This is a genomic window from Afipia massiliensis, from assembly GCF_001006325.2.
Lineage (GTDB): Bacteria > Pseudomonadota > Alphaproteobacteria > Rhizobiales > Xanthobacteraceae > Afipia > Afipia massiliensis_A.
On sequence record NZ_LBIA02000001.1, the window covers coordinates 3,132,318 to 3,152,788 of the forward strand.

21 protein-coding genes are annotated in these 20,471 nt (G+C 62.5%); 11 read left to right on the forward strand and 10 right to left on the reverse strand.

Going from position 1 to position 20,471, the window contains the following annotated elements; genetic code table 11:
* Positions 1–49: 49 nt before the first annotated feature.
* Positions 50–2,521, forward strand: a complete 2,472-nt coding sequence (locus tag YH63_RS14995) for a putative bifunctional diguanylate cyclase/phosphodiesterase (protein WP_046826898.1) — start codon at positions 50–52, stop codon at positions 2,519–2,521.
* 1 nt (position 2,522) lies between these two features.
* On the opposite strand, the gene YH63_RS15000 is transcribed toward YH63_RS14995, so the two are convergent.
* The 3 genes from YH63_RS15000 to YH63_RS15010 all read right to left on the reverse strand — a co-directional run bounded on the left by YH63_RS15000 (position 2,523) and on the right by YH63_RS15010 (position 6,600).
* Positions 2,523–3,086: a nitroreductase family protein gene (locus YH63_RS15000; RefSeq protein WP_046826897.1), complete on the reverse strand. Its 564-nt coding sequence runs from the start codon at positions 3,084–3,086 to the stop codon at positions 2,523–2,525.
* Between the two features lie 116 nt (positions 3,087–3,202).
* Positions 3,203–5,239, reverse strand: coding sequence for a threonine--tRNA ligase (gene thrS, locus YH63_RS15005; protein ID WP_046826896.1), 2,037 nt, complete (start codon positions 5,237–5,239; stop codon positions 3,203–3,205).
* Between the two features lie 125 nt (positions 5,240–5,364).
* Positions 5,365–6,600: an MFS transporter gene (locus tag YH63_RS15010; protein ID WP_046826895.1), complete on the reverse strand. Its 1,236-nt coding sequence runs from the start codon at positions 6,598–6,600 to the stop codon at positions 5,365–5,367.
* Between the two features lie 101 nt (positions 6,601–6,701).
* On the opposite strand from YH63_RS15010, the gene YH63_RS15015 reads away from it, so the two are divergent.
* The 3 genes from YH63_RS15015 (at position 6,702) to YH63_RS15025 (ending at position 8,950) form a co-directional block, all read left to right on the forward strand.
* A complete protein-coding gene (locus YH63_RS15015; protein WP_246658061.1) occupies positions 6,702–7,301 on the forward strand; it encodes a CGNR zinc finger domain-containing protein in 600 nt (199 codons plus the stop codon).
* A gap of 88 nt (positions 7,302–7,389) precedes the next feature.
* The gene (locus tag YH63_RS15020) at positions 7,390–8,493 is read left to right on the forward strand and encodes an MFS transporter (RefSeq protein WP_170978745.1); all 1,104 of its coding nucleotides are present in this window, start codon (positions 7,390–7,392) and stop codon (positions 8,491–8,493) included.
* Between the two features lie 52 nt (positions 8,494–8,545).
* The gene (locus tag YH63_RS15025) at positions 8,546–8,950 is read left to right on the forward strand and encodes a DUF3574 domain-containing protein (RefSeq protein WP_046826892.1); all 405 of its coding nucleotides are present in this window, start codon (positions 8,546–8,548) and stop codon (positions 8,948–8,950) included.
* Here the strand turns inward: YH63_RS15025 and yidD are convergent.
* On the reverse strand, positions 8,947–9,282 hold the full coding sequence (gene yidD / locus YH63_RS15030) for a membrane protein insertion efficiency factor YidD (RefSeq protein WP_046829488.1): 336 nt from the start codon (positions 9,280–9,282) through the stop codon (positions 8,947–8,949). The genes YH63_RS15025 and yidD overlap by 4 nt on opposite strands.
* A gap of 267 nt (positions 9,283–9,549) precedes the next feature.
* On the opposite strand from yidD, the gene YH63_RS15035 reads away from it, so the two are divergent.
* Positions 9,550–10,503, forward strand: a complete 954-nt coding sequence (locus YH63_RS15035; RefSeq protein WP_046826891.1) for a hypothetical protein — start codon at positions 9,550–9,552, stop codon at positions 10,501–10,503.
* Between the two features lie 3 nt (positions 10,504–10,506).
* Here YH63_RS15035 and YH63_RS15040 read toward each other — a convergent pair whose 3' ends face one another.
* Positions 10,507–10,965 (reverse strand): iron-sulfur cluster assembly scaffold protein, encoded by a 459-nt coding sequence (locus YH63_RS15040; RefSeq protein WP_046826890.1) that lies wholly within the window; start codon positions 10,963–10,965, stop codon positions 10,507–10,509.
* A 274-nt stretch (positions 10,966–11,239) separates the two neighbouring features.
* Between YH63_RS15040 and folE the strand changes: the two genes are divergently transcribed.
* The 4 genes from folE (at position 11,240) to YH63_RS15060 (ending at position 14,676) form a co-directional block, all read left to right on the forward strand.
* On the forward strand, positions 11,240–11,908 hold the full coding sequence (gene folE, locus YH63_RS15045; protein WP_046829487.1) for a GTP cyclohydrolase I FolE: 669 nt from the start codon (positions 11,240–11,242) through the stop codon (positions 11,906–11,908).
* A 117-nt stretch (positions 11,909–12,025) separates the two neighbouring features.
* Positions 12,026–12,457 carry a phosphoribosyl-AMP cyclohydrolase gene (hisI, locus tag YH63_RS15050; RefSeq protein ID WP_046829486.1) on the forward strand — a complete coding sequence of 144 codons (432 nt, stop codon included), beginning with the start codon at positions 12,026–12,028 and terminating at the stop codon, positions 12,455–12,457.
* Positions 12,458–12,777: 320 nt separating this feature from the next.
* The gene (locus tag YH63_RS15055; protein ID WP_046826888.1) at positions 12,778–13,767 is read left to right on the forward strand and encodes a transglycosylase; all 990 of its coding nucleotides are present in this window, start codon (positions 12,778–12,780) and stop codon (positions 13,765–13,767) included.
* 183 nt (positions 13,768–13,950) lie between these two features.
* The gene (locus YH63_RS15060) at positions 13,951–14,676 is read left to right on the forward strand and encodes a sulfite exporter TauE/SafE family protein (protein ID WP_046826887.1); all 726 of its coding nucleotides are present in this window, start codon (positions 13,951–13,953) and stop codon (positions 14,674–14,676) included.
* Positions 14,677–14,716: 40 nt separating this feature from the next.
* Here the strand turns inward: YH63_RS15060 and YH63_RS15065 are convergent, their stop codons facing one another.
* Positions 14,717–15,142: a VOC family protein gene (locus tag YH63_RS15065; protein ID WP_046829485.1), complete on the reverse strand. Its 426-nt coding sequence runs from the start codon at positions 15,140–15,142 to the stop codon at positions 14,717–14,719.
* A gap of 69 nt (positions 15,143–15,211) precedes the next feature.
* Between YH63_RS15065 and YH63_RS15070 the strand changes: the two genes are divergently transcribed.
* Complete coding sequence (locus YH63_RS15070) at positions 15,212–15,805, forward strand: TetR/AcrR family transcriptional regulator (protein ID WP_046826886.1); 594 nt, start codon at positions 15,212–15,214, stop codon at positions 15,803–15,805.
* A gap of 143 nt (positions 15,806–15,948) precedes the next feature.
* Positions 15,949–17,427, forward strand: coding sequence for a DUF2336 domain-containing protein (locus YH63_RS15075; protein ID WP_046826885.1), 1,479 nt, complete (start codon positions 15,949–15,951; stop codon positions 17,425–17,427).
* A gap of 197 nt (positions 17,428–17,624) precedes the next feature.
* Here YH63_RS15075 and YH63_RS15080 read toward each other — a convergent pair whose 3' ends face one another.
* The 4 genes from YH63_RS15080 to YH63_RS15095 all read right to left on the reverse strand — a co-directional run bounded on the left by YH63_RS15080 (position 17,625) and on the right by YH63_RS15095 (position 20,382).
* Positions 17,625–18,203 (reverse strand): Hpt domain-containing protein, encoded by a 579-nt coding sequence (locus YH63_RS15080; protein WP_046826884.1) that lies wholly within the window; start codon positions 18,201–18,203, stop codon positions 17,625–17,627.
* An 8-nt stretch (positions 18,204–18,211) separates the two neighbouring features.
* Positions 18,212–18,757 carry a response regulator gene (locus YH63_RS15085; protein WP_046829484.1) on the reverse strand — a complete coding sequence of 182 codons (546 nt, stop codon included), beginning with the start codon at positions 18,755–18,757 and terminating at the stop codon, positions 18,212–18,214.
* A gap of 112 nt (positions 18,758–18,869) precedes the next feature.
* On the reverse strand, positions 18,870–19,649 hold the full coding sequence (locus YH63_RS15090; protein WP_046826883.1) for an NAD kinase: 780 nt from the start codon (positions 19,647–19,649) through the stop codon (positions 18,870–18,872).
* A 172-nt stretch (positions 19,650–19,821) separates the two neighbouring features.
* The gene (locus YH63_RS15095; RefSeq protein WP_046826882.1) at positions 19,822–20,382 is read right to left on the reverse strand and encodes a tetratricopeptide repeat protein; all 561 of its coding nucleotides are present in this window, start codon (positions 20,380–20,382) and stop codon (positions 19,822–19,824) included.
* Positions 20,383–20,471: the final 89 nt, after the last annotated feature.

The window sequence follows — 20,471 nt, forward strand, 5'->3', positions numbered from 1 at the left end:
ACCGTCCGCTGACACGACAGAAAGCCGTGTCGAAGTGGTGGGGTGTGCTGTGGTTGCTGTCGCGAAATCGAAGAAGACGTCAGATCCGGAATTATTCAGCGACGTTTCTGTTCTGCGCCGGAAATGGCAGGCAGCGCTCAAGCCCGGAAAAGATCTGCCCTTCTTTGAGGATGTCATGCTGGGCAGTCTTGGCCGCCTGGCCGACCATATCATGCTCATCAAGGACGAGGGCGTTGCGTTCAAGGTCTCGCGCGCCGGCCGTTATGTCGAGCAGTGGCTGGAAACCGAAATCCAGGACACCACGCTCGATGCGTTTCCGCCCGACTGCGCGTTGATCCTGAGCGAAGCAGTTGCGAGCGCGCGACGGAGCGGCCAGCCTTATCTGGCGACGGCCCATTGCGTCCGCGACGGTCTTGTCCAGATTTACGACGTCTTCGCGCTGCCGGTTGCCTCGCGGTGGGGCGGCACCATGACCAGCGTCTATGTGAACCGGCGCGGCCTTCAGTACAATCTGCTCGACGCGGTCTTCTCCGCAGCCGGTGACGGTGTCCTGTCGATGGCGACAATTCGTGACGTGGACGGAATGCCCGCCGATTTCCAGATCGTCCACCTCAATCAAGGCACCGCGCGCCTGCTTCGGTTGCCGCCGGACGAATTGCGCTGGCGCCGGCTGAGTTCCGGGACGCACGCGCTTTGCGCGCCGGAGGTTTTCAGCAGGCTGTGCGCCGTCGTCAGCGACGGGATCGGCGAACAGTTCGAAGTGAGCGATGACACCAGCACGCTGAAGATCAGCGCAGCGCCGGTCGGAGACATGCTTGCGCTGTCGCTGACCGACGTCACGGATATGAAGCGGCGCGAACAGTCGTTCCGGTTGCTGTTCGAAAGCAATCCGATGCCGATGTGGGTGTTTGACGTCGAGACGCGGAAGTTTCGCAGCGTGAATGATGCCGCAGTGAGCCACTATGGTTATGACCGCGCGACGTTTCTCTCCATGGAGTTGCAGGATCTCTGGCCGAAGGACGAATGGGAAGAGCATTCCCGCGCGCTGGTCGGGATCGGCGACGTCTACAATTCCGGCCGCAACTGGCGGCATCTGAAGGCAGACGGCAGCGAGATCGAGGTCCTGACTTTCGGTCGCCGCGTTGCGTTTCAGGACCGCGACAGTTTTCTGGTGTCCGCGGTCGACATTACCGAGCGCCGCAAGGCGGAGGCCCGGATCGCCTACATGGCGCACCATGACGGGCTGACAAATCTGGCCAATCGCGTGATGTTTCAGGAGCGATTGCGGCAGGACCTCGAGCGCAGCCGCCTCGTCAGCAAGACCATCGCGGTGCTTTGCATCGATCTCGACCTGTTCAAGAACGTCAACGATTCCTTCGGCCATCCGACCGGCGACAGGCTGCTGACGCAGGTGGCGCAGCGGCTTGCGGCCAATGTGCGCGGCGACAATCTGGTGGCGCGGCTCGGCGGCGATGAGTTCGCAATCATTCTCGGAACGGGCGCGTCGCCGATCGAGATCAGCGATCAGGCCATCCGCATCATCGAAACTCTCAGCGCGCCTTACCAGATCGACAGTCTCGAAGTGGTCATCGGCGCCAGCATCGGCATCGCGATTTCGCCCGGCGACGGCGAGACCGGAGAAGAACTGCTGCGCAACGCGGACATGGCGCTGTATCGGGCCAAGTCGGAGGGCGGCGGCGTGCATCACTTCTTCGAGAAAGGAATGGACCGTCACGCGCAACGGCGTCGCGACATGGAGATTGACCTGCGCCACGCGCTCGCCAATGGCGAGTTCGAACTGCATTATCAGCCGCTGGTCGATCTGGCGCAGGACCGGATCGTGTCGTTTGAGGCGTTGCTGCGCTGGAAGCATCCCGAGAAGGGCATGATCTCGCCAGCCGATTTCATTCCGGTCGCCGAGGACATCGGCTTGATTGTCCCGCTCGGCGAATGGGTTTTGCGCGAAGCCTGCACACAGGCGTCGGCGTGGCCGTCGGACATCAAGGTTGCCGTTAATCTGTCAGCGGCGCAGTTCCGAAGCCGCAACCTGACGCAGGCGGTGTTCACGGCGCTCGCGCAGTCCGGCCTGTCGCCGCTGCGGCTCGAACTCGAGATCACCGAGTCGATCTTCCTCGCGGACAGCGAAGCCAACCTCGCGATCCTGCATCAGTTGCGCGAATTCGGCGTCCGTATTTCGATGGACGACTTCGGCACCGGCTATTCCAGCCTGAGCTATCTGCGCAGCTTTCCGTTCGACAAGATCAAGATCGACCGCTCCTTCGTGCGCGACCTTGCCGAGCGGCCGGACTGCGTCGCCATCATCCGGGCGATCTCCGGGCTTGGCCGCAGCCTCAACATTTCAACGACCGCCGAAGGCGTCGAGACCGTGGATCAGCTCGACTGGTTGCGTGCCGAAGGCTGCACCGAGGTGCAGGGCTTCCTGTTCAGCGCCGCGCGTCCGGCATCAGAAGTCAGCGCGTTGCTCGGAAAGTTCGGAGATCACGCGTCGAAGGCGGCGTGAACTAGAACCGCGTCACAATATCGCTGAGCGAAGGGCGAGGGCGGTCGTCGGTGGGTCGTTCGGCCTTGCCGATGTGGATGAAGCCCGCGAGCTTTTCATCCGGCGACAGGCCCAGCGCGGTGAGCACGTCGCGGTCGAACGCCATCCAGCCGGTCAGCCAGTTCGCGACATAGCCCAGCGCATGCGCGGCGTGAACGATGTTCATGGCGCTGGCGCCGGCCGACAATTCCTGCTCCCAGAGCGGCACCTTGGGATGCTTCGACGTCCTGCTCACCACGGCGATGACGAGCGGCGCGTGAGTGAACCGCTTCTTCTCGGCCTCGACCTGATCCGGCGTCGCGGTGACGTTCTTGGCGCGGAAGACCTTCGCGAAAATCTCGCCGGCGCGGGTTCGTGCATCGCCTTCAAACACGATGAAGCGCCACGGTACGATCTTGCCGTGATCGGGCACGCGCGCGCCGACGGTCAGGATTTTCTCAAGCTCCGCAGGCGAGGGGCCCGGGCCGCTCATCTCGATCGGCTTGATGGATCGGCGCGTGGTCAGGAGGTCGATGGCATAAAGCATGTGGTATCCGGGCTGTTGGCGCACAACCAAAGTGCACGACGCTGATATCGGCAATCCAGACCGCGATAACAAGGCTTGCAGTTTATGAGGCCTCTAAGAAGAGGCCTCATAGTGTGTCAGGCGTTCGCCCGCTTCAGGTCCGGCGGCAACGCTTCATAGGCGAGCGACTTGAGCGCCTCGTCGAGCGGCAGCACGGTCTGGCCGTCGCTGCCGAGACGGCGGATCGAGACCATGCGGCCTTCGGCTTCCTTCTTGCCGACCACGAGCAGGGCCGGCACCTTTGCCAGCGAATGCTCGCGCACCTTGTAGTTGATCTTCTCGTTGCGAAGATCGATCTCGGTGCGCAGCCCCGCCTTGCGGCATGCGGCCAGCACTTCACGCGCGTAGTCGTCGCCATCGGACGTGATGGTGGTGACCACGGCCTGCACCGGCGCGAGCCAGAGCGGGAAGTGGCCGGCGAAGTGCTCGATCAGAATGCCGGTGAAACGCTCCAGCGATCCGCAGATGGCGCGATGGACCATCACCGGCGTCACCTTGTTGGAGTGATCGTCGATATAGAACGCGCCGAACCGCCCCGGCAGGTTAAAGTCGACCTGCGTGGTGCCGCACTGCCATTCGCGGCCGATGGCGTCGCGCAGCACATATTCGAACTTCGGGCCGTAGAACGCGCCTTCGCCCGGATTGATCGAGGTCTTGATGCGGTTGTGGCCCTGCGCCGCGATCTGCTCGAGCACCTTCGCCATCACGGTCTCGGCGTGATCCCACGCATCATCCGAGCCGACGCGCTTTTCCGGACGGGTCGAGAGCTTCACCGTCAGTTCGCCGACGAAACCGAAGTCCTCATAAGTCGACAGGATCAGGTCGTTGATCTTGAGGCACTCGTCCGCGAGTTGGTCCTCGGTGCAGAACACATGCGCGTCGTCCTGCGTGAAGCCGCGCACGCGCATCAGCCCGTGCATGGCGCCCGATGGCTCGTAGCGATGCACGACGCCGAACTCGGCGATGCGGATCGGCAGTTCACGGTAGCTTTTCAGGCCGTGCTTGAAGATCATCACGTGGCCGGGGCAGTTCATCGGCTTGATCGCGAACCAGCGCTTGTCTTCCGCCTCATCGCCGGCCGACTGCGCCGCGAACATGTTCTCGCGATACCATTCCCAGTGACCCGAGGTTTCCCACAGCGACTTGTCGAGCATCTGTGGCGCGTTGACCTCGTCGTAGTCGCCCGCGAGGCGGCGGCGCATATAGGCGATGATCGCCTGGAACACGGTCCAGCCCTTGGCGTGCCAGAATACGACGCCCGGACCTTCTTCCTGGAAATGGAACAGGTCCATCTCGCGGCCAAGGCGGCGATGGTCGCGCTTCTCGGCTTCCTCAAGCTGCTTGAGGTAAGCGTCGAGTTCTTCCTGCTTGGCGAATGCCGTGCCGTAGATGCGGGTCAGCATCGGATTGTTGCTGTCGCCGCGCCAGTAGGCGCCGGCCACCTTCATCAGCTTGAACGCGTTGCCGACCTTGCCGGTCGAGGTCATGTGCGGGCCGCGGCACAAATCGAACCAGTCGCCCTGATAGTAGATCTTGATCGGCTCGTTGCCGGGAATGGCGTCGACCAGTTCGACCTTGAAGGCTTCGCCCTTGTCGCGGAACACCTGCTTGGTCTTCTCGCGATCCCACACGTCCTTGGTGAACGGCTGATCCTTCGCGATGATCTCGCGCATCTTCTTTTCGATCGCGGCGAAGTCTTCCGGCGTGAACGGCTCGTTGCGGAAGAAGTCGTAATAGAATCCGTTGTCGATCACCGGGCCGATGGTGACCTGCGTGCCGGGCCAAAGCGCCTGCACGGCCTCCGCCAGCACATGCGCGGCGTCGTGCCGGATCAGTTCCAGCGCGCGCGGATCGTCGCGGTTGATGAATTCGATCTTCGCGTCGCGCGCGATCGGATCGGTGAGATCGACCACTTCGCCGTCCAGCGCCATCGCGACGGTGCGCTTGGCGAGCGAGGGCGAGATGCCCTTGGCGATGTCGAGGCCGGTGGTGTTTTTCGGAAATTCGCGCTCTGCGCCGTCCGGGAAAGTGACCTTCACTTTATTGGTCTCGACGGGCTTGAGATTGGCGAGGCTGTACTTCAATCCGGGCGCGGAGGGGTCTTTATCGGTCATTCTGTTCTCCTGTGGCTCACTCCTGCGAACGGGCGCAGGTAAGCGGTGGACCCGTTGTATAGCAGCGGATTCGGGCGGTGCAATGTTCAGTTTCCGGTGAACTCGGCGATTTTAGACCATGACGACTAGGCCGGTGCTGCGGCTTTCGACATCACCACCATGATCGCGGCTGCGACGATGTTCGCCGCAACGCTGGCGAGGATCGGCACCATGTAGCTGCCGCTGACGTCGAAGGCGAAGCCGGCGGCGCTGGGACCGATTAGGGTACCGAACGCCACGCTTGTATAAAGGATGCCGATAATGCCGCTGACGTTACAGCCGCCGAAATAGTCCATCACGACGGCCGGCAGAACCGCGACCCATCCGCCGTAGAACACACCGTAGGCGAACGCGAAGACGGCGAGCGACCAGACGTTGGCCGCGACGGCCCAGATCGCCAGCGCCAGCCCCATGCCGACGAACATCGCCAGCAGCGATGTATGGCGGCCCATCCGGTCGGCGAGGCCGCCGAGAAAGAAGCGTCCCACGGTGCTGCCGACGCCGATCACGCCCAGCAGCAGCACGGCGGATGATTTTGCGACGTCATGATCGAGCGCGTAGGGCACGAGATGCACGAACGGCACGAACACGCCGAACGAGCAAATGAGACACGCGATATAAAGACCGATGAACTGCCGCGATCGGACCGCTTCGCCGACCGAGGCGCCTGTTGGCGTCATCGACTGTACGCCCGGTTTCACCGGGTCGCCGTCGGGGCCGAGGCCGCGGTCGCGCGGATCATTCTCGATCAGAAGCGCCATGCCGGCACCGATGACGGCGGTGAGGCCACCGAGAACGAGATAGGCGGTGCGCCATCCAAGCGTGTCGATGAAAAAGGCGGCGAGCGGCGGCATAACGAGCGTGCCGATACCGATGCCGCTGACGGCCAATCCCGATGCGAAGCCGCGGCGTCTGACGAACCAGCGCTGCACCGCGCCGATGGCCGGAACGTAGGACGCGCCCACGCCGAGGCCGACGCCAAGTCCGTAGGCGACATAGACTTCGGTGAGATTGCGCGCGAGGCTTGCGGCGGCGAGGCCGAGTCCGATCAGGATCATGCCTGCGATGGCGAGGCGGCGGGAGCCCCAGCGGTCGGCGAGGGGACCGCTGACGATCCCCAATCCGAAATACAGAAAGCCGGCCAGCGAGAACACCAGCGACACCGAGCCGCGTGACGCGCCGAAGTCGCGCTGCAGGGATTCGACAAAAGCGCTGAAAGTATAGGCGCTGCCGAAACCCAGCATCATCACGGTGAACGCGGCCGCGACCACGAACCAGCCGTAGAACATGCCGGGACGGGAGATTGTTCGATCGTTGGTCATGTTTCTCCCTAAGGCCGCCAGTGCGCAGCTTTTTTTTGTTCACACCAGTATAAATATCAAGCTGGTGTCGATTGATGTCAACCATTAAAACTGATTTACTCGTGTCGAGAGGTTCCGTGTCGAAGGCGTCGCGAAAGTTTAAAGTGCCGGACGAGTTGGCCAATCTGTACGATTTCGCCAACACGCTCGACCTGCGCCGGTTCACGCATCACGGCGTGCAGCATCCACAGAGCGACGAACTCAGCACCGCGGCGGGGCTCGCCGCGTGGTTGGCGGAGCGGAAGCTGGGTTCCGGCGGAAAGATCACGCCTGCGATGTTCGATACCGCGCTTCAGCTTCGCTCCAGTGTGCGCGATTACCTGCAATGCGATCCGGGCGAGCGGTTGAAGAACAAGACTCTCGGGCGTGCGCTCAACCGGATGACGCAACATTTTCCGCTCGCCGTCGAGGTGCGTGATGGCGGGATGACAATGCGCCCGGCGCGGGACGATGCGCTGGCCGGCTTATCGGCCGTGGTCGTGGAGATGTACAACGCTGCGGCGAACGGGACGCTGGACCGCCTGAAGATGTGCGCCTCGGACGAATGCCGGCGGGTATTCTACGATCGATCGAAGCCGGCGACGCGGCGCTGGTGCGTCTCGGCGCTGTGCGGCAATCGCGAGAAGACGCGGACTTATCGCGAGCGGCATCACAGCGCGTGAGTCGCGCCACGCATGGCTTTCATGCAATTGCATTTAACCGTTCGTGTGCTAACAACGCCGCGTGAAACGCTTCGCCCCCACAGCCTTGATGCTCGGCAATTTTATCACCGGCGTGAGTATCCTCGCGCCGGCGGGTATGCTGCCGGAACTGTCGCACGAATTCGGCGTCTCGATTCATGAAGCGGGACTGCTCATTACGTTCGGTGCGATCGTGCTGTGCATCTGCTCGCCGGTGTCGGCATGGCTGACCAGCCGTTTTGATCGGCGGGTTCTGCTGTCGGTGACCGTGGCGATCATGGCCGCCGCGCAATTCGCCTCCATGATCGCGCCGAACTACGCGACACTGATGGCAATACGCCTTGTCATGCTTGCGGTCGCAGCACTGTTTACGCCGCAGGCCGCTGGCGTGGCGGCGATGATGGTGCCGCCGGAGCGGCGCGGCAGCACGATGTCCTATGTGTTTCTCGGCTGGTCGCTGGCGCTGGCGGTGGGGTTGCCGCTGGTAGCCTATGTCGCGAGCCATATCGGATGGCGCGTCGCTTACAGCGGCATCGGTGTCATCGCCCTTTTGAATCTGGCCTTGCTGATCTGGCGTATTCCCGGTGGCCTGGTCGGTACGCCGGTCAATCTGAGTACGTGGGGCGACCTCGCGCGCAATCCACTGATCGTGCTGCTGCTCGTCATCACCGTGCTGCAGACGTCCGGCCAGTTCGTGGTGTTCACGTATCTGGGGCCGTTGTTCGAGAAACTCGGCGGGAACTCCCAACTGGCGATCATCGCGTTCGGGATTTATGGCGTGATGGGCTTCATCGGAAACGTGATCGCGAGCCGTGTGGTCGATACGTGGGGCGCCTACCGCACGTCGCTGACGGCGATTGCGATGCTGCTGGTTGGAATTGCGATGTGGGCGCTGGGCGCGGGCCTGGTTCCGGTGATGCTGGCGTCGATGGTCCCCTGGGGCATGGCGTTCTCATCGGCCAACTCGATGCAGCAGGTCCGGCTTGCCGGTGCGGCACCGTTGTTCGCGAGCGCGACGGTGTCGCTGAACACGTCGGGGCTTTATGTCGGCCAAGCCATCGGGTCGGGTATCGGCGGCTTTCTTTTCTCGCACGAAATGTATTACGCGGTCGGCTATGTCGGCGTCGGCTTCCTCGTGCTGGCGCTGATCACTGTGTTTCTCTCGCGGCGATGACTTGAATCGCGTTCCGGCGTAAGCTGCCCTCCTTCAAGGGGCGGGGGTCTCCATGCGTTGCCTGTTCGGACTGCTGGCCGTTATCATGTTGTCCGGCTGTGCGTCGCTGCCGCCGGCCTGCATGCCGCCCGCGCAGGTGATGGCAACGGCGGAAATGTATTTCGGCCGCAACATTGGCAACCGCGTCGGCGTCAGCGATGCCGCCTTCGCCGACTTCACCGCGCGGGAAATCACACCGCGCTTCCCTCAAGGGTTTACGATCGTCGATGCGCGGGGGCAGTGGCGCGGTGCTGATCATGGTCGCGTGGTGCGGGAGCCGAGCAAGGTCGTGCTGGTGACATTCACCGACAGCGCGGAAGCGCGCGCGAACCTTGGCGCGATCGCGGAGGCCTACAAGCGGACATTCCGGCAGGAGTCGGTGCTGACGACGGTTCGCGCGAGTTGCGCGACGTTCTAGCTTCCGTCGTTGACGCCGCGCCAGCGCGCATAACGCCACGGCAGATACCAGCGTGCATCGGCGGAGAGTGTGCTCGGCACATTATCGATGCCGGACGTTCCCCATGGCTGACAGCGCAACAGCCGCGCCAGCGTCATCCAGCCGCCAGCCCACAGGCCGAACCGTCCGATGGCTTCGTCGCCGTAGACGGAACAGGTCGGCAGATGACGGCAGTTGAAGCCCACCAGCGGCGAGAGCGTATGGCGATAGATCCAGATCATCCCGCGGCCGGCATTGCGCGGCAAATTCTGAAGCCCGCCGCCGCAATCGGGGCATCGGCTGGAATGTTTCATGAGGTTGCCTTGCCGGATGTCGTGCCGGGTTTTCGAGCGCTTGCCGGATTTGCTGGCGTCCGAATGATGAGTTCCCGCGCAGGGAACCGCAACATGTTGTCTTTCGCGCCACACTACACAGATTATCGCACGATTTTGACTGCGCCGCAGCAAAAGTCGAATGGACGCAAATCCCGTCCGCCATTACGCTTTGATTACGCCTGCGTGACAGAATCGTCTTAAAGCGGGCCGGTCTGTTGTCGGCCCGGGGGCGGGGAAGGAACTACGTTGTTCGTCGTGAAGTCGCTTGCATGGAGCGGCTGGGCGCGACTTTGCGCTGCCGCCATTTTTCTTGCGTTGCCTGGCTCCGCCATGCTCGGCAGCAAGGTGCGCGCAGCGACGACTCTCGAAGAACGCAAGCTTCCGATGAGCTTCAAATGGCACGGCGCTACACCGGCGTGCGATCAGGATTGCTCGGGCTGGATCTCGGCGGTCGGCGTCATCACCTCTGATACGTCGTCGCAGTTCGAGGAGTTCTCGAAGGGCCGCAATCTCAAGGGCAGCACGGTGGTGCTCGATTCCAGTGGCGGATCGGTGCTGGACGCGATCGCGCTCGGGCGGCGCTGGCGCAATCTCGGACTGCGCACCACCGTCGGCATCGTAATAGAACGCGAGAATAAGGGTCTCGTCGGGCGCGACATTCTCCCCGAGGCCTACTGTGAATCGATGTGCGTGTTCCTGCTGCTCTCGGGCAATACGCGCTACGTGCCGGAAGGCGCGCGCGTGCGCGTGCACCAGATCTGGATGGGCGACCGCGCCGACGATGCGAAGGCCGCGACTTATTCCGCCGACGACCTGATGATCGTCGAACGCGATATCGGCCGGCTTGCGAAGTACACCTTCGACATGGGCGGCACCGGCGACCTGTTGTCGCTCGCGCTCAGTGTTCCGCCGTGGGAGCCGTTGCATCAATTGTCCGCGGACGAACTGCGCCTGACCAACCTTGTGACTCTGGATACGGTGGCCGATGCCAAGCGGCCGTCTGACGATGTGGTGGGCAACGTGACGCCGAAGGCGCAGGATCGCGTTGCAAGTACACCCGCGGTTGCCGTCAGCGCGCCTACGATTTCGGTGGTGTCCGGCGCTGCCGAAAAGGGTCCGCGACTTGCCCCGGGAACGCGAACCGCTGAGGCTCACGCGCCGACCGGCGGCGTGGCGCCTGCTGCGGTTGAACGGAAGTAATCGTCAGGCTTGCGCCGGGGCGAGGGTGCCTCCGGCTTTCGCTTCGATCTGGCCGATGGCATCCACCACCGCATCGAATGTCAGCATGGTCGAGGCGTGACGCGCCTTGTACTCGCGTACCGGCTCCAGCACCGCGACGTCCGCCCACTTGCCTTCGGGTGGCGCGCCGTTTTCCTTGAGCATCTTGCGGACGGTCTCGCGCAGCTCGCGCAACTCCGCAGCGTTCGAGCCGATCACATGGCGCGCCATGATCGAGGAGGAGGCTTGTCCCAGCGCGCAGGCCTTTACGTCGTGGGCGAAATCGCTGACCACGCCGTCCTGCATCTTGAGATCGACCTTGACGGTCGAGCCGCACAGCTTGGAATGGGCGGTCGCCGAGGCGTCCGGGTCAGCAAGCCGTCCCAGATGTGGGATATTGCCCGCCAATTCGATGATTTTCTTGTTGTAGATGTCGTTCAGCATGGCGGTCGAATTCGCTGTTGCATGAGACCCTTTCCGCTGCCGCCCTTGGCGGTCGCGGCTCTGAGCCTATATAATGACCTGGATGCAGGAATAAACCGCCTGCATTCCAGCGATGCGGGGAAATATAGACGGATTTCCTTGGGATTTGCTGCGAACATGCGGGATAGGCGTCCGGCGGCTCAATCGACCCCCGATTGGCTGCTGCGGCTAACCGGTGACACTCCGGCCCTCCATCGAGGTTGTCATGGACAAGGGCCGGTCGAACGGAGACGAAATGGACGCGATCATTAAGCCGATCCGCAGCGGCAAGCCGGCGGACAAATCCGAAATTCCTGCTTCCGATTACATGGCATCAGCCATCGATCCCGGTCTGGTTCGCCCCTCCCGCAGCGAGGCCGAGGCGGCGGTCAAGACGCTGCTGGCCTATATCGGCGAGAACACCGGCCGCGAAGGCCTGCTCGATACGCCGCGCCGCATGGTCGAAGCCTATGACGAACTGTTTCAGGGCTATACCCAGTGCCCCGCTGAAATCCTCGACCGCACCTTCGGCGAGACGGCGGGCTATGACGATTTCGTGCTGATGCGCGACATCAACTTCCATTCGCATTGCGAGCATCACGTGATGCCGTTCTACGGCAAGGCGCACATCGCCTACGCTCCGGTGGATCGCGTGGTAGGCCTGTCGAAGCTGGCGCGTCTGGTCGATGCCTTCGCCCATCGCCTGCAGACCCAGGAACACCTCACCGCGCAGGTCGCCGGTGCGATCAACGCCATCCTCAAGCCGCGCGGCGTCGCGGTGGTGATGGAAGCCGAGCATACCTGCATGTCGGTACGCGGCATCGCCAAGGAAGGCGCCAAGACCCTGACGACGCGCTTTACCGGCGTGTTTCAGGACAATCCTGACGAGCAGGCCCGTTTCCTCAACATGGTGCGCGGCGTCTGAGATTCGTCCCGAGCTGTATTTTTCGTCGTCATTGCGAGGAGCGTAGCGACGAAGCAATCCAGCTTTCTTTGTCGCTCTGGATTGCTTCGCTTCGCTCGCAATGACGGGGATATTGACGTGTCTGCTTCATCACACACACATAACCACGACCCCGAAGAAGGGCTGACGTTTCAGCCCAAATTCGACGCGTCCGGCCTCGTGACCTGTGTTGCAACCGACGCCGCCTCCGGCGACGTGCTGATGGTGGCACACATGAACGACGAGGCGCTGCGCAAGACCATCGCCAGCGGCGAGGCCTGGTACTACAGTCGCTCGCGCAAGGCGTTGTGGCGCAAGGGCGAAAGCTCCGGCCACGTTCAGCGCGTGATCGAGATGCGGATGGATTGCGATCAGGATGCCGTTTGGATCCGGGTCGAGCAGACCGGGGCGGCCTGCCACACCGGGCGGCGCTCATGCTTCTACCGTGCCGTCATCGGCGAGGGTGGAGAGGCGAAGCTGACGTTCATCGACGCCGACAAGGTGTTCGATCCCGCCAAGGTCTATCGCTAGACGCTGGCGTGAGGGAAGGCCCTCGCGGGGTCAGTCCTTCCGAAGCCTGCGCTTGGCCCGCTGATCCTCGATGCTCCAGAACAGAGCGGTCGATGTGATCAGCAAGCAAGCGATCAGCCCCAGGAAAGCCCATGTCGCGTCGGGTATGCTGAGTGCGTTGATCATGCTCAGGACAATGCAAAGCGTGGACCTTCGGGCATGTGAGAGCTGCATGGCTGCTGCATGCCCAGCGTTAACCGGCGCGCATTCGGGGACATTAACCCCTCATTAACCATAAATGCGGCACGCTGCGGAAGGTTCCTGGGGAGCGGGCACCAAACATGGCGATCGATTCAACAACCATCGGTGCTGGGCTGGCTTCTGCACGCGCGAAAATCGCGGGCACGATCAAGAATGCCGCCAGCGCCACCGGCGCCAGTTTTGAGTATCTGATTTCGGCTGCGAAAATCGAATCCAATCTCAATCCCAAGGCGCAGGCTTCGACGTCCTCGGCGCGGGGACTTTACCAGTTCATCGAGCAGACTTGGCTCGGTACGGTGAAAGAGGCGGGGAGCGCATTCGGTTTCGGCAAGTATGCCGACGCGATCTCGAAATCCGGGTCAGGCCGCTATACGGTCGCCGATTCCGCCACGCGGGACGAAATTCTGAAGCTGCGCGACGACCCTGCCGCCAACGCGGCCATGGCGGGCGTGCTCACGCAATCCAACAGTTTCAAGCTGACCGGCATGATCGGCCGCCGCCCGACCGACAGCGAACTTTACATGGCGCATTTCATGGGCGTCAGCGGCGCGTCCAAGCTGATCTCGAAGGCCGAGGACAGCCCGGGTGTGTCTGGCCCCGCGATGTTTCCGAGTGCGGCGGCCGCCAACCGCTCGATCTTCTACAATCGCGACGGCAGCGCGCGCAGCGTCTCGCAGGTCTATTCGGTGCTGACGTCGCGCTATGACGCTGCGGCGAATTCCCAGACGGCGCGCACCGCGATGGCGGCTGCCGGTGTTACGCCCGGTTCGCGCATGGCGGCGGCACCTGCGCCGATCGACAACGCGGCCTATCTCTCGAGCTTCCCGCAGGTTCGCACGCCCGACGCTGCGCCCACGCAGGTCGCATCACTGCAAACGCCTGCCCAGCCTGTCTTCCGTTCGCTGTACCAGACTGGAGACCGCCCCGAGCCGGTGTCGAACGCCGTGCGCGAGCTGTGGGGCAACAACACCTCGCTGACCAAGCCGCTGCCGGCGGGCGGCGCGACCCGGACGGAGGCCCCGCAGGGCCTCGGCCTGTTCAGCGATTCGACCGGCGTATTCAGCGGGTGATGAACCCCTGGCGTGTCATGCGCGGGCTTGACCCGCGCATCCATCTTCAAAAAACTCTTTCCAAAGTGATGGATTGCCGGGTCATAGGCGAGCGGAAGCGACGCCGTTCTTCGAACGGCTATGCCCGGCAGTGACAATTGAGACAACATCGCCAGTTCGTGCCCTTCAGCACAAGGCCATTCCTTGATCTATGCCTTCATCCTCATCGTCGGCTTCGCCGCCGGCATCATCAGCGGCATCGTGGGCACCGGCTCCTCGATCATGCTGCTGCCGGTGCTTGCCTACGCCTTCGGGCCGAAGCAGGCGGTGCCGATCATGGCGATTGCGGCGATCATGGCGAACCTCTCGCGTATCATCGCGTGGTGGCGGGAAGTCGACTGGCGGGCTGTTGCCGCTTACGCGATTCCGGGCGTACCCGCTGCAGCGCTTGGCGCGCGGACGCTGCTCGCGCTGCCATCAGGCGTGGTGGATGTCACCATCGGCGTGTTCCTGATTGCGATGATCCCGCTGCGGCGCTGGATGGCGGCGCATAACTTCACGTTGCCGCTGTGGTCGCTCGCGATCATCGGTGCGGTCGCGGGCTATCTCACCGGCATCGTGGCGTCCACCGGACCCATTACGGTGCCGATCTTCATGTCCTACGGTCTCGTCAAGGGCGCGCTGCTCGGCACCGAAGCCGCCGGGTCGCTGGCGATCTATATCAGCAAGGCGATCACGTTCCAGCGCTTCGACGCGCTGCCGCTCGACATCATCCTGAAAGGATTGATCGCCGGGTCGTCGCTTTTCGCCGGTGCCTTCATTGCCAAGCGCTTCGTGGTGAAGCTCGATCCCGATGCGTTCCGTCTGCTGATGGACGGCCTAATGCTGGTCGCGGGCCTGTCGATGTTCTGGAGTGCAATTCAAAGCTGAGACTTTGATTCAGCTTTGAATCGCAGCGCGTTGATGCGACTCACTTTGGCAGTGAACCCTCTGCATAAAGTTCCGCGAATTCCTTGCTCGGCGGAATCGGCTTGATCACGTCGATCAGCACGCCATTGGGGTCCGACGTGATGAAGTGGCGCTGCCCGAAGGCTTCGTCGCGCAGCGGAATCAGGATCGGGAGGCCCGCTGCCTTTGCCTTGGCATACATCTCATCGGGATCCTCGACTTCGAAGTTCAACAGCAATCCCGACACCCGGCCACGGCCGACCTTCGGGATCGTTTCGTGGCTGCCGTTCAGGACGGCGAGATTTACCGAGTCGTCGGCGGTCGACTGGAGATGGATGTACCAGTCCGCTCGGAACTTCTCCTCGAAGCCGAAATGTGCCGTGTAGAAGTCGGCGGTGGCATACACGTCGTGGGTCATGATGACGGGGTAGTAGCTGGTGATTTTCATGGTGGTCATCCCTTGCCAGTTAACATACAGTCTGTATGTTTAATTGCGAATAACATACAGGCTGTATGTATGCAAGAGTCCGATTCAAAGAATTTGCCGCGCTCAAACCGCGACCGGACAGAGAAGACCCGGGCAGCCCTCATGCAGGCGGCCCGGTCCTTATTTGTCAGTAAAGGGTACGGAGACACCTCTACGCCGGAAATCGTCGCGGCTGCAGGCATTACGCGCGGCGCGCTCTACCATCACTTCGAGGACAAGCGCGCGCTGTTCAGGGCCATCGTCATGGACGAGGCGCTCGCGGTAGCCAGTGCCATCGAGCGCGAAGCGCCCGCGGGATTGAGTCCCATCGATGCGCTGCTGAGCGGAAGCGCAGCCTATCTCGATGCCATGCGCGCGCCGGGACGAACGCGACTGCTGTTGATCGAAGGACCCTCGGTTCTCGGCCCGACAGAGATGAAAAAACTCGACGAGGACAATGCAGCACGCACGCTGCGCAGCGGCCTCGAAGCGGCAATTGATACGCGTGGCTTGCCGTTTGCGGCGCTCGCAGATCTGTTGTCGGCAGCCTTCGATCGCGCGGCTCTCGCCATCGATGCCGGCGAAGATGCGCAGGAGTACGCGGCAGCCATCGCGGTGTTGATCCGCCGTGTTGTCGACGGATAGCTCCGGGCGCCGATAGTGGGTTAACAAAACATCAACAAACACAGCCGTTTATGGTGAACGTTTTCTTAAGTGTCATGGTTTACGGTTCGTAACAGTGGCGTCGCGTCGCGGTGCCTTGGCATGTTGCGTAAGCCGGAACACCCATGATCGTTCGGCAGTTTATTAGTTGGGTTCGCACTGCTCCCGCGGGGGAGCGCGCAGAGGCGACGCGGTGTCTGGCCCGCGCCTGGCTCGTTTCCGATTTATCGGAAGACGATCGCGCCGCCGCCGAAGGCGCGCTGCTAATGCTTCTCGACGATGCGTCGCCGCTGGTCCGGCAGGCGATGGCTGAAGTTTTCGCCCATTCGATGGACGCGCCATCCGCCATCGTCGCGGCGCTCGCCGTCGACCAGCCCTCGGTTGCGGTTTCCATTCTCGAACATTCACCGCTGCTGCTCGACTCCGATCTCGTGGACATCGTTGCGACCGGAAATTCCGAGACGCAATGCGCCATCGCGCGCCGCTTCGATCTGCCGCCGTCGGTTTGCGCAGCAATTGCAGAAGTCGGCTGTGCGTCATCGGCGCTGGAACTGATCGAAAATCGCGCCGCCCAGTTGGCCCCGTTCTCGCTGGCGCGCATCGCCGATCGTCACGGCCATCTCGCCGCGATCCGCGAGTCGCTGCTGACGATGGATGAATTGCCCGCTGCTGTGCGGCTCGGGCTGGCGCAGAAGCTTTCTGATACGCTGACGCAACTGGTGACCGCACGCGACTGGCTTCACCCCGATCGCGCCCGGCGCATCGCAGGCGAAGCGATGGAGCGCTCCACGGTCAACATCGCCGCCCAGACGCGCGGCGCGGATATGACCGCGTTGGTCAGTCATCTGCGCTCCATCGGTCAGCTCAATGCCGGGCTGATCCTGCGCGCTTTGCTGTCGGGCAATATCGAACTGTTCGAGGAGTCGCTGGTCGAGTTGTCCGGCTTGCCGGCCAGCCGCGTGGCTGCGATCGTCCACGATCGCGGCGGCAACAGCCTGAACGCGTTGCTGGCGAAAGCCGGCTTGCCGGAATCGACCTATCGCGCTTTCCGCGCCGCGCTCGAAGCGTCGAACGAAATCGGTTTCATCGGCACGGTCGCCGGCGCGACGCGGCTGCGCCGCCGCATGGTCGAGCGTGTGCTGACCCAGTGCGAGACATCGGAAACGGTGTCGGAGCCGTTGCTAGTCCTGCTGCGGCGCTTCGCGATGGAATCGGCGCGCGAGGAAGCGCGGCTGTTCTGCGACGATCTCGCGGCGGAGGATTTTGTCGGCACCCTGAGTGCGCATGCCGCCGCCGAACAGATCCGCGACTATACATATGAGGCAGACACGGTCCTGTATCCGGAGCAGGAGGAATACGTGGCCGCCGAAGTTTACGCGGCGGTTGACCACTACGATGAGGCTGAACACTACGCATCGGCTGAGGACTATACCCCGGTCGAGGACTATGCCACGGTCGAAGACTATGTCCGGGTCAAGGAGTACGCTCCGGTCGAGGAATATGATCGGGCCGAAGACGACAACGCCGCTGATCGCTACGCAGATGTCGCTGACGACCATAGATATCGCGATTACTCGTACGACGACCGGCGCATCGCGGCGTAACCCTTTCTGACGTTATTTCTGTCAATTACTATCGTCGTCCCGGCGCAGGCCGGGACCCATAACCACCGGATTCTCTGTAATCAAAGAGAGTGGTTTCCGTCGTACGCTGATGATCTAGGGATGATGGGTCCCGGCCGGAGCCTGTCATCGGGCCGGCGAAGCCGGACCCGTTGGCCGGGACGACGCTGTGAACTATCTCAGCCTTCCGGCACGATGCTCGGCGCAAGCACTGCTTCGAGGTGCTCGGGGCGGTCGCGGTTGACGTGGATGAGATACTCGTCCGCGACGCCGCGCAGCTTCTTGCTCAGTTCATCGGCCATGCCGACGGCTGAGATCCGCGACTGCTCGCGATAGATCGCCTGGATCGCGTTGACATGATGTTTGATCAGTTCGCCCGGCACCTGAGCGAGATCCGGCGCATGTTCGATGATCCGGCAGAGGCTTTCCGCGGCTGCGGCAGCGGTGGGAAAGCCGAACGTCGCGGCGCCGCCCTTGATGTCGTGTGCCGCGCGAAAAAGCTCTTCGCGATTCTCGCCGTTCAGTCCGTCGCGCGCGATTGCCGCATAGGCCGCGCTCAGCCGATCACACTCCACCTGCATCCAGTCCTTGAATTCGCCGGACAGGGAGGCGAGCGCCTTTTCGGCACGCGCGACAGGATCGTCGATGTCCTTCTCTTCGGAATACCGCACCATCTTGCGCAGCGGATTGGGCTGCGAGATGACCTGATGGTCCGCGAAGGTATCGACCTTGATTTCTGTTGGCGGCTTGCGGGCCATGAGTTTTCCTAGTTTCCGGAGCGGGCTTTTTCGAGTAGCGAGGGCTGCTGCATGATTTCGGCGTTGCCGCCACTGCGGCGCTCAAGGCCGATGTAGGCGGCGTTAGTGTTGCGGCGCCGGTCCGGTCCGAAGTAGTTTTTCGTCTTGATGAAGGGCCGGGGATTGGCCACGACATTGAGGATGCGCTGATAAAGCCCCTTGGCGGAGATCGGCTTCGCCAGGAATTCAGTGACCCCGGCATCGCGCGCCACCATGACGCGGCGCTTTTCCGAATGGCCGGTCAGCATGATGATCGGTGCGTAGGGGTTACCCGCGCCGTCCGGCTGGCGGATCATCTGCGCGAGTTCGAGCCCGTCGAAAATCGGCATCGACCAGTCGGTGATGACGATGTCGGGGACGTAGTGGGAATACATTTCCAGCGCAGTTGCGCCGTCTTCCGCCTCATACACTTCGCGCGCGCCAAACGAATGCAGCAGCGTGCGCAGAATGCGCCGCATGTGCGCGTTGTCGTCGCACACGAGAAACCGCAGCTTGTTGAAGTCGATAATGAACATGCGCAGCCCGAGGTGGCGCACCGGGAAAACAGGGTACACCTCGCATTAACTATATGCGGCCGCCGTTAACGAATGGTTATCCACGCCGGCCGGGAAAGCCGGGCGCAGGGGATTAGAACCCGAACTGCTCGCTGAGAATGCGCTCTTCCAGGCTGTGGCCGGGGTCGAACAGCATGCGGATCGAAATCGTCTTGTCCGCGATGATTTCGACCCGCTGCACGTCGCGGGCCTCGTCGTGATCGGCGACGGCGGCGACCGGGCGCTTGTCGGATTCGAGAACCTCGAACACGACGAAGGCGGTGTTGGGTAGCAGCGCGCCGCGCCAGCGGCGAGGGCGGAACGGACTGATCGGCGTCAGCGCGAGCAGCGCGGCGTTGATCGGTAGGATCGGCCCCTGCGCCGAAAGATTGTAGGCGGTCGAACCGGCAGGTGTTGCCACCATGATCCCGTCGGAGATCAGTTCGGCCATCCGCTCGTGTTCGTCGACCAGAATCCGCAACCGTGCAGCCTGATGGGTCTGCCGGAACAGCGAGACCTCGTTGATGGCGTGATGGATATGCACCTTGCCGTGGATGTCGGTGGCGCGCATCAAGAGCGGATTGATCACGGTGAGCTTCGCTGCTTCCAGCCGGTCGATCAGCGAATGGTGGCTGAACTCATTCATCAGGAAGCCGACGGTGCCGCGATGCATCCCGTAGATCGGGATGCCGGAGCGCATGTGCCGGTGCAATGTCTGCAGCATCAGGCCGTCGCCGCCAAGCGCCACCACCACGTCGGCCTTGTCGGACGGCAGGTTGCCATAGGCAGCGACGAGCTGGGCGAGGGCCTGTTGGGCCTCATCGCTCGGGCCTGCCACAAAGGCAATCCGCTCGTATTTCTTCGACGTCGTCATGTCAGCCCCCGAGGCGCGGGCACAAGGTCGTGAACGCGCGGGTTTCGTCTATACGAGGTTTTCGGGGGTTGTCGAGGCGCGATCAGGCCGCGCAAAACAGCCCCGCGCGGCCGATGACCGACCCGCGGGGCTTGATCCGCCGGTTAACCAAGGCGGCTAACCGTGTCTCCGGTCAATAGGACGTCCGGCCACCGGTCAGCGCGGAGGCCAGCGATTGATATTCGGCGCTGTCGCGGCCCGCCAAGGCTTCGATCTTCGCGAGATGATGCTTCGCCTGTTCGCGGTTGCCCTGTTCGACCTGCCACAGACCATAATATTGCCAGGTGCGGACATGGCCGGGATCGGCCTTCAGAGCGCGCTCATACCAGACACTGGCAAGCTCGTAGTTGCCCAGCTTGCGATACGAATAGCCGATCAGATTGGCGACATCGGCGCGGTCGTCCTGACCGAGCGCCTTGAGCTGCGGAATGGCGGCGGCGTAGTCGTTCTGCTCGTAGATCGTTGCATAAGCGGTGCGATAGCCCTGCAGGAAAGCGGGATCCTCGACCGACGATTTCTTCTCGCCCTTTTTCTTGGACTCCGCTTTGGAACCCTTCGATTTGCTGCTGTCGGAAGCGGGAGGAGGCGAGGGCGTATCCGAACCGGCGGCTTGCGCCAGATTGACGGTGGGCGCCGCGACGAACGCAGAAAGAATGAACGCCAGAGATATCTGCCTGATGGTCAAGTTGCTCATGCCAAGCCTCCGTTGATCAGCAAAACGATCCTATTCTGTTTGTACGTCTTAAACACCCGCTGGGTTCAAACATTCCTGCGATTTCCCGT

Coding starts and splice junctions, on each gene's coding strand:
- YH63_RS15000 (WP_046826897.1), bottom strand. CDS start 3,086: ATGCTTTATGCCATCGACCTCCTGACCACGCGCCGATCCATCAAGCCG.
- thrS (WP_046826896.1), bottom strand. CDS start 5,239: ATGACCGATAAAGACCCCTCCGCGCCCGGATTGAAGTACAGCCTCGCC.
- YH63_RS15010 (WP_046826895.1), bottom strand. CDS start 6,600: ATGACCAACGATCGAACAATCTCCCGTCCCGGCATGTTCTACGGCTGG.
- YH63_RS15020 (WP_170978745.1), top strand. CDS start 7,390: ATGCTCGGCAATTTTATCACCGGCGTGAGTATCCTCGCGCCGGCGGGT.
- YH63_RS15025 (WP_046826892.1), top strand. CDS start 8,546: ATGCGTTGCCTGTTCGGACTGCTGGCCGTTATCATGTTGTCCGGCTGT.
- yidD (WP_046829488.1), bottom strand. CDS start 9,282: ATGAAACATTCCAGCCGATGCCCCGATTGCGGCGGCGGGCTTCAGAAT.
- YH63_RS15040 (WP_046826890.1), bottom strand. CDS start 10,965: ATGCTGAACGACATCTACAACAAGAAAATCATCGAATTGGCGGGCAAT.
- folE (WP_046829487.1), top strand. CDS start 11,240: ATGGACGCGATCATTAAGCCGATCCGCAGCGGCAAGCCGGCGGACAAA.
- YH63_RS15055 (WP_046826888.1), top strand. CDS start 12,778: ATGGCGATCGATTCAACAACCATCGGTGCTGGGCTGGCTTCTGCACGC.
- YH63_RS15065 (WP_046829485.1), bottom strand. CDS start 15,142: ATGAAAATCACCAGCTACTACCCCGTCATCATGACCCACGACGTGTAT.
- YH63_RS15070 (WP_046826886.1), top strand. CDS start 15,212: ATGCAAGAGTCCGATTCAAAGAATTTGCCGCGCTCAAACCGCGACCGG.
- YH63_RS15075 (WP_046826885.1), top strand. CDS start 15,949: ATGATCGTTCGGCAGTTTATTAGTTGGGTTCGCACTGCTCCCGCGGGG.
- YH63_RS15080 (WP_046826884.1), bottom strand. CDS start 18,203: ATGGCCCGCAAGCCGCCAACAGAAATCAAGGTCGATACCTTCGCGGAC.
- YH63_RS15085 (WP_046829484.1), bottom strand. CDS start 18,757: ATGTTCATTATCGACTTCAACAAGCTGCGGTTTCTCGTGTGCGACGAC.
- YH63_RS15090 (WP_046826883.1), bottom strand. CDS start 19,649: ATGACGACGTCGAAGAAATACGAGCGGATTGCCTTTGTGGCAGGCCCG.
- YH63_RS15095 (WP_046826882.1), bottom strand. CDS start 20,382: ATGAGCAACTTGACCATCAGGCAGATATCTCTGGCGTTCATTCTTTCT.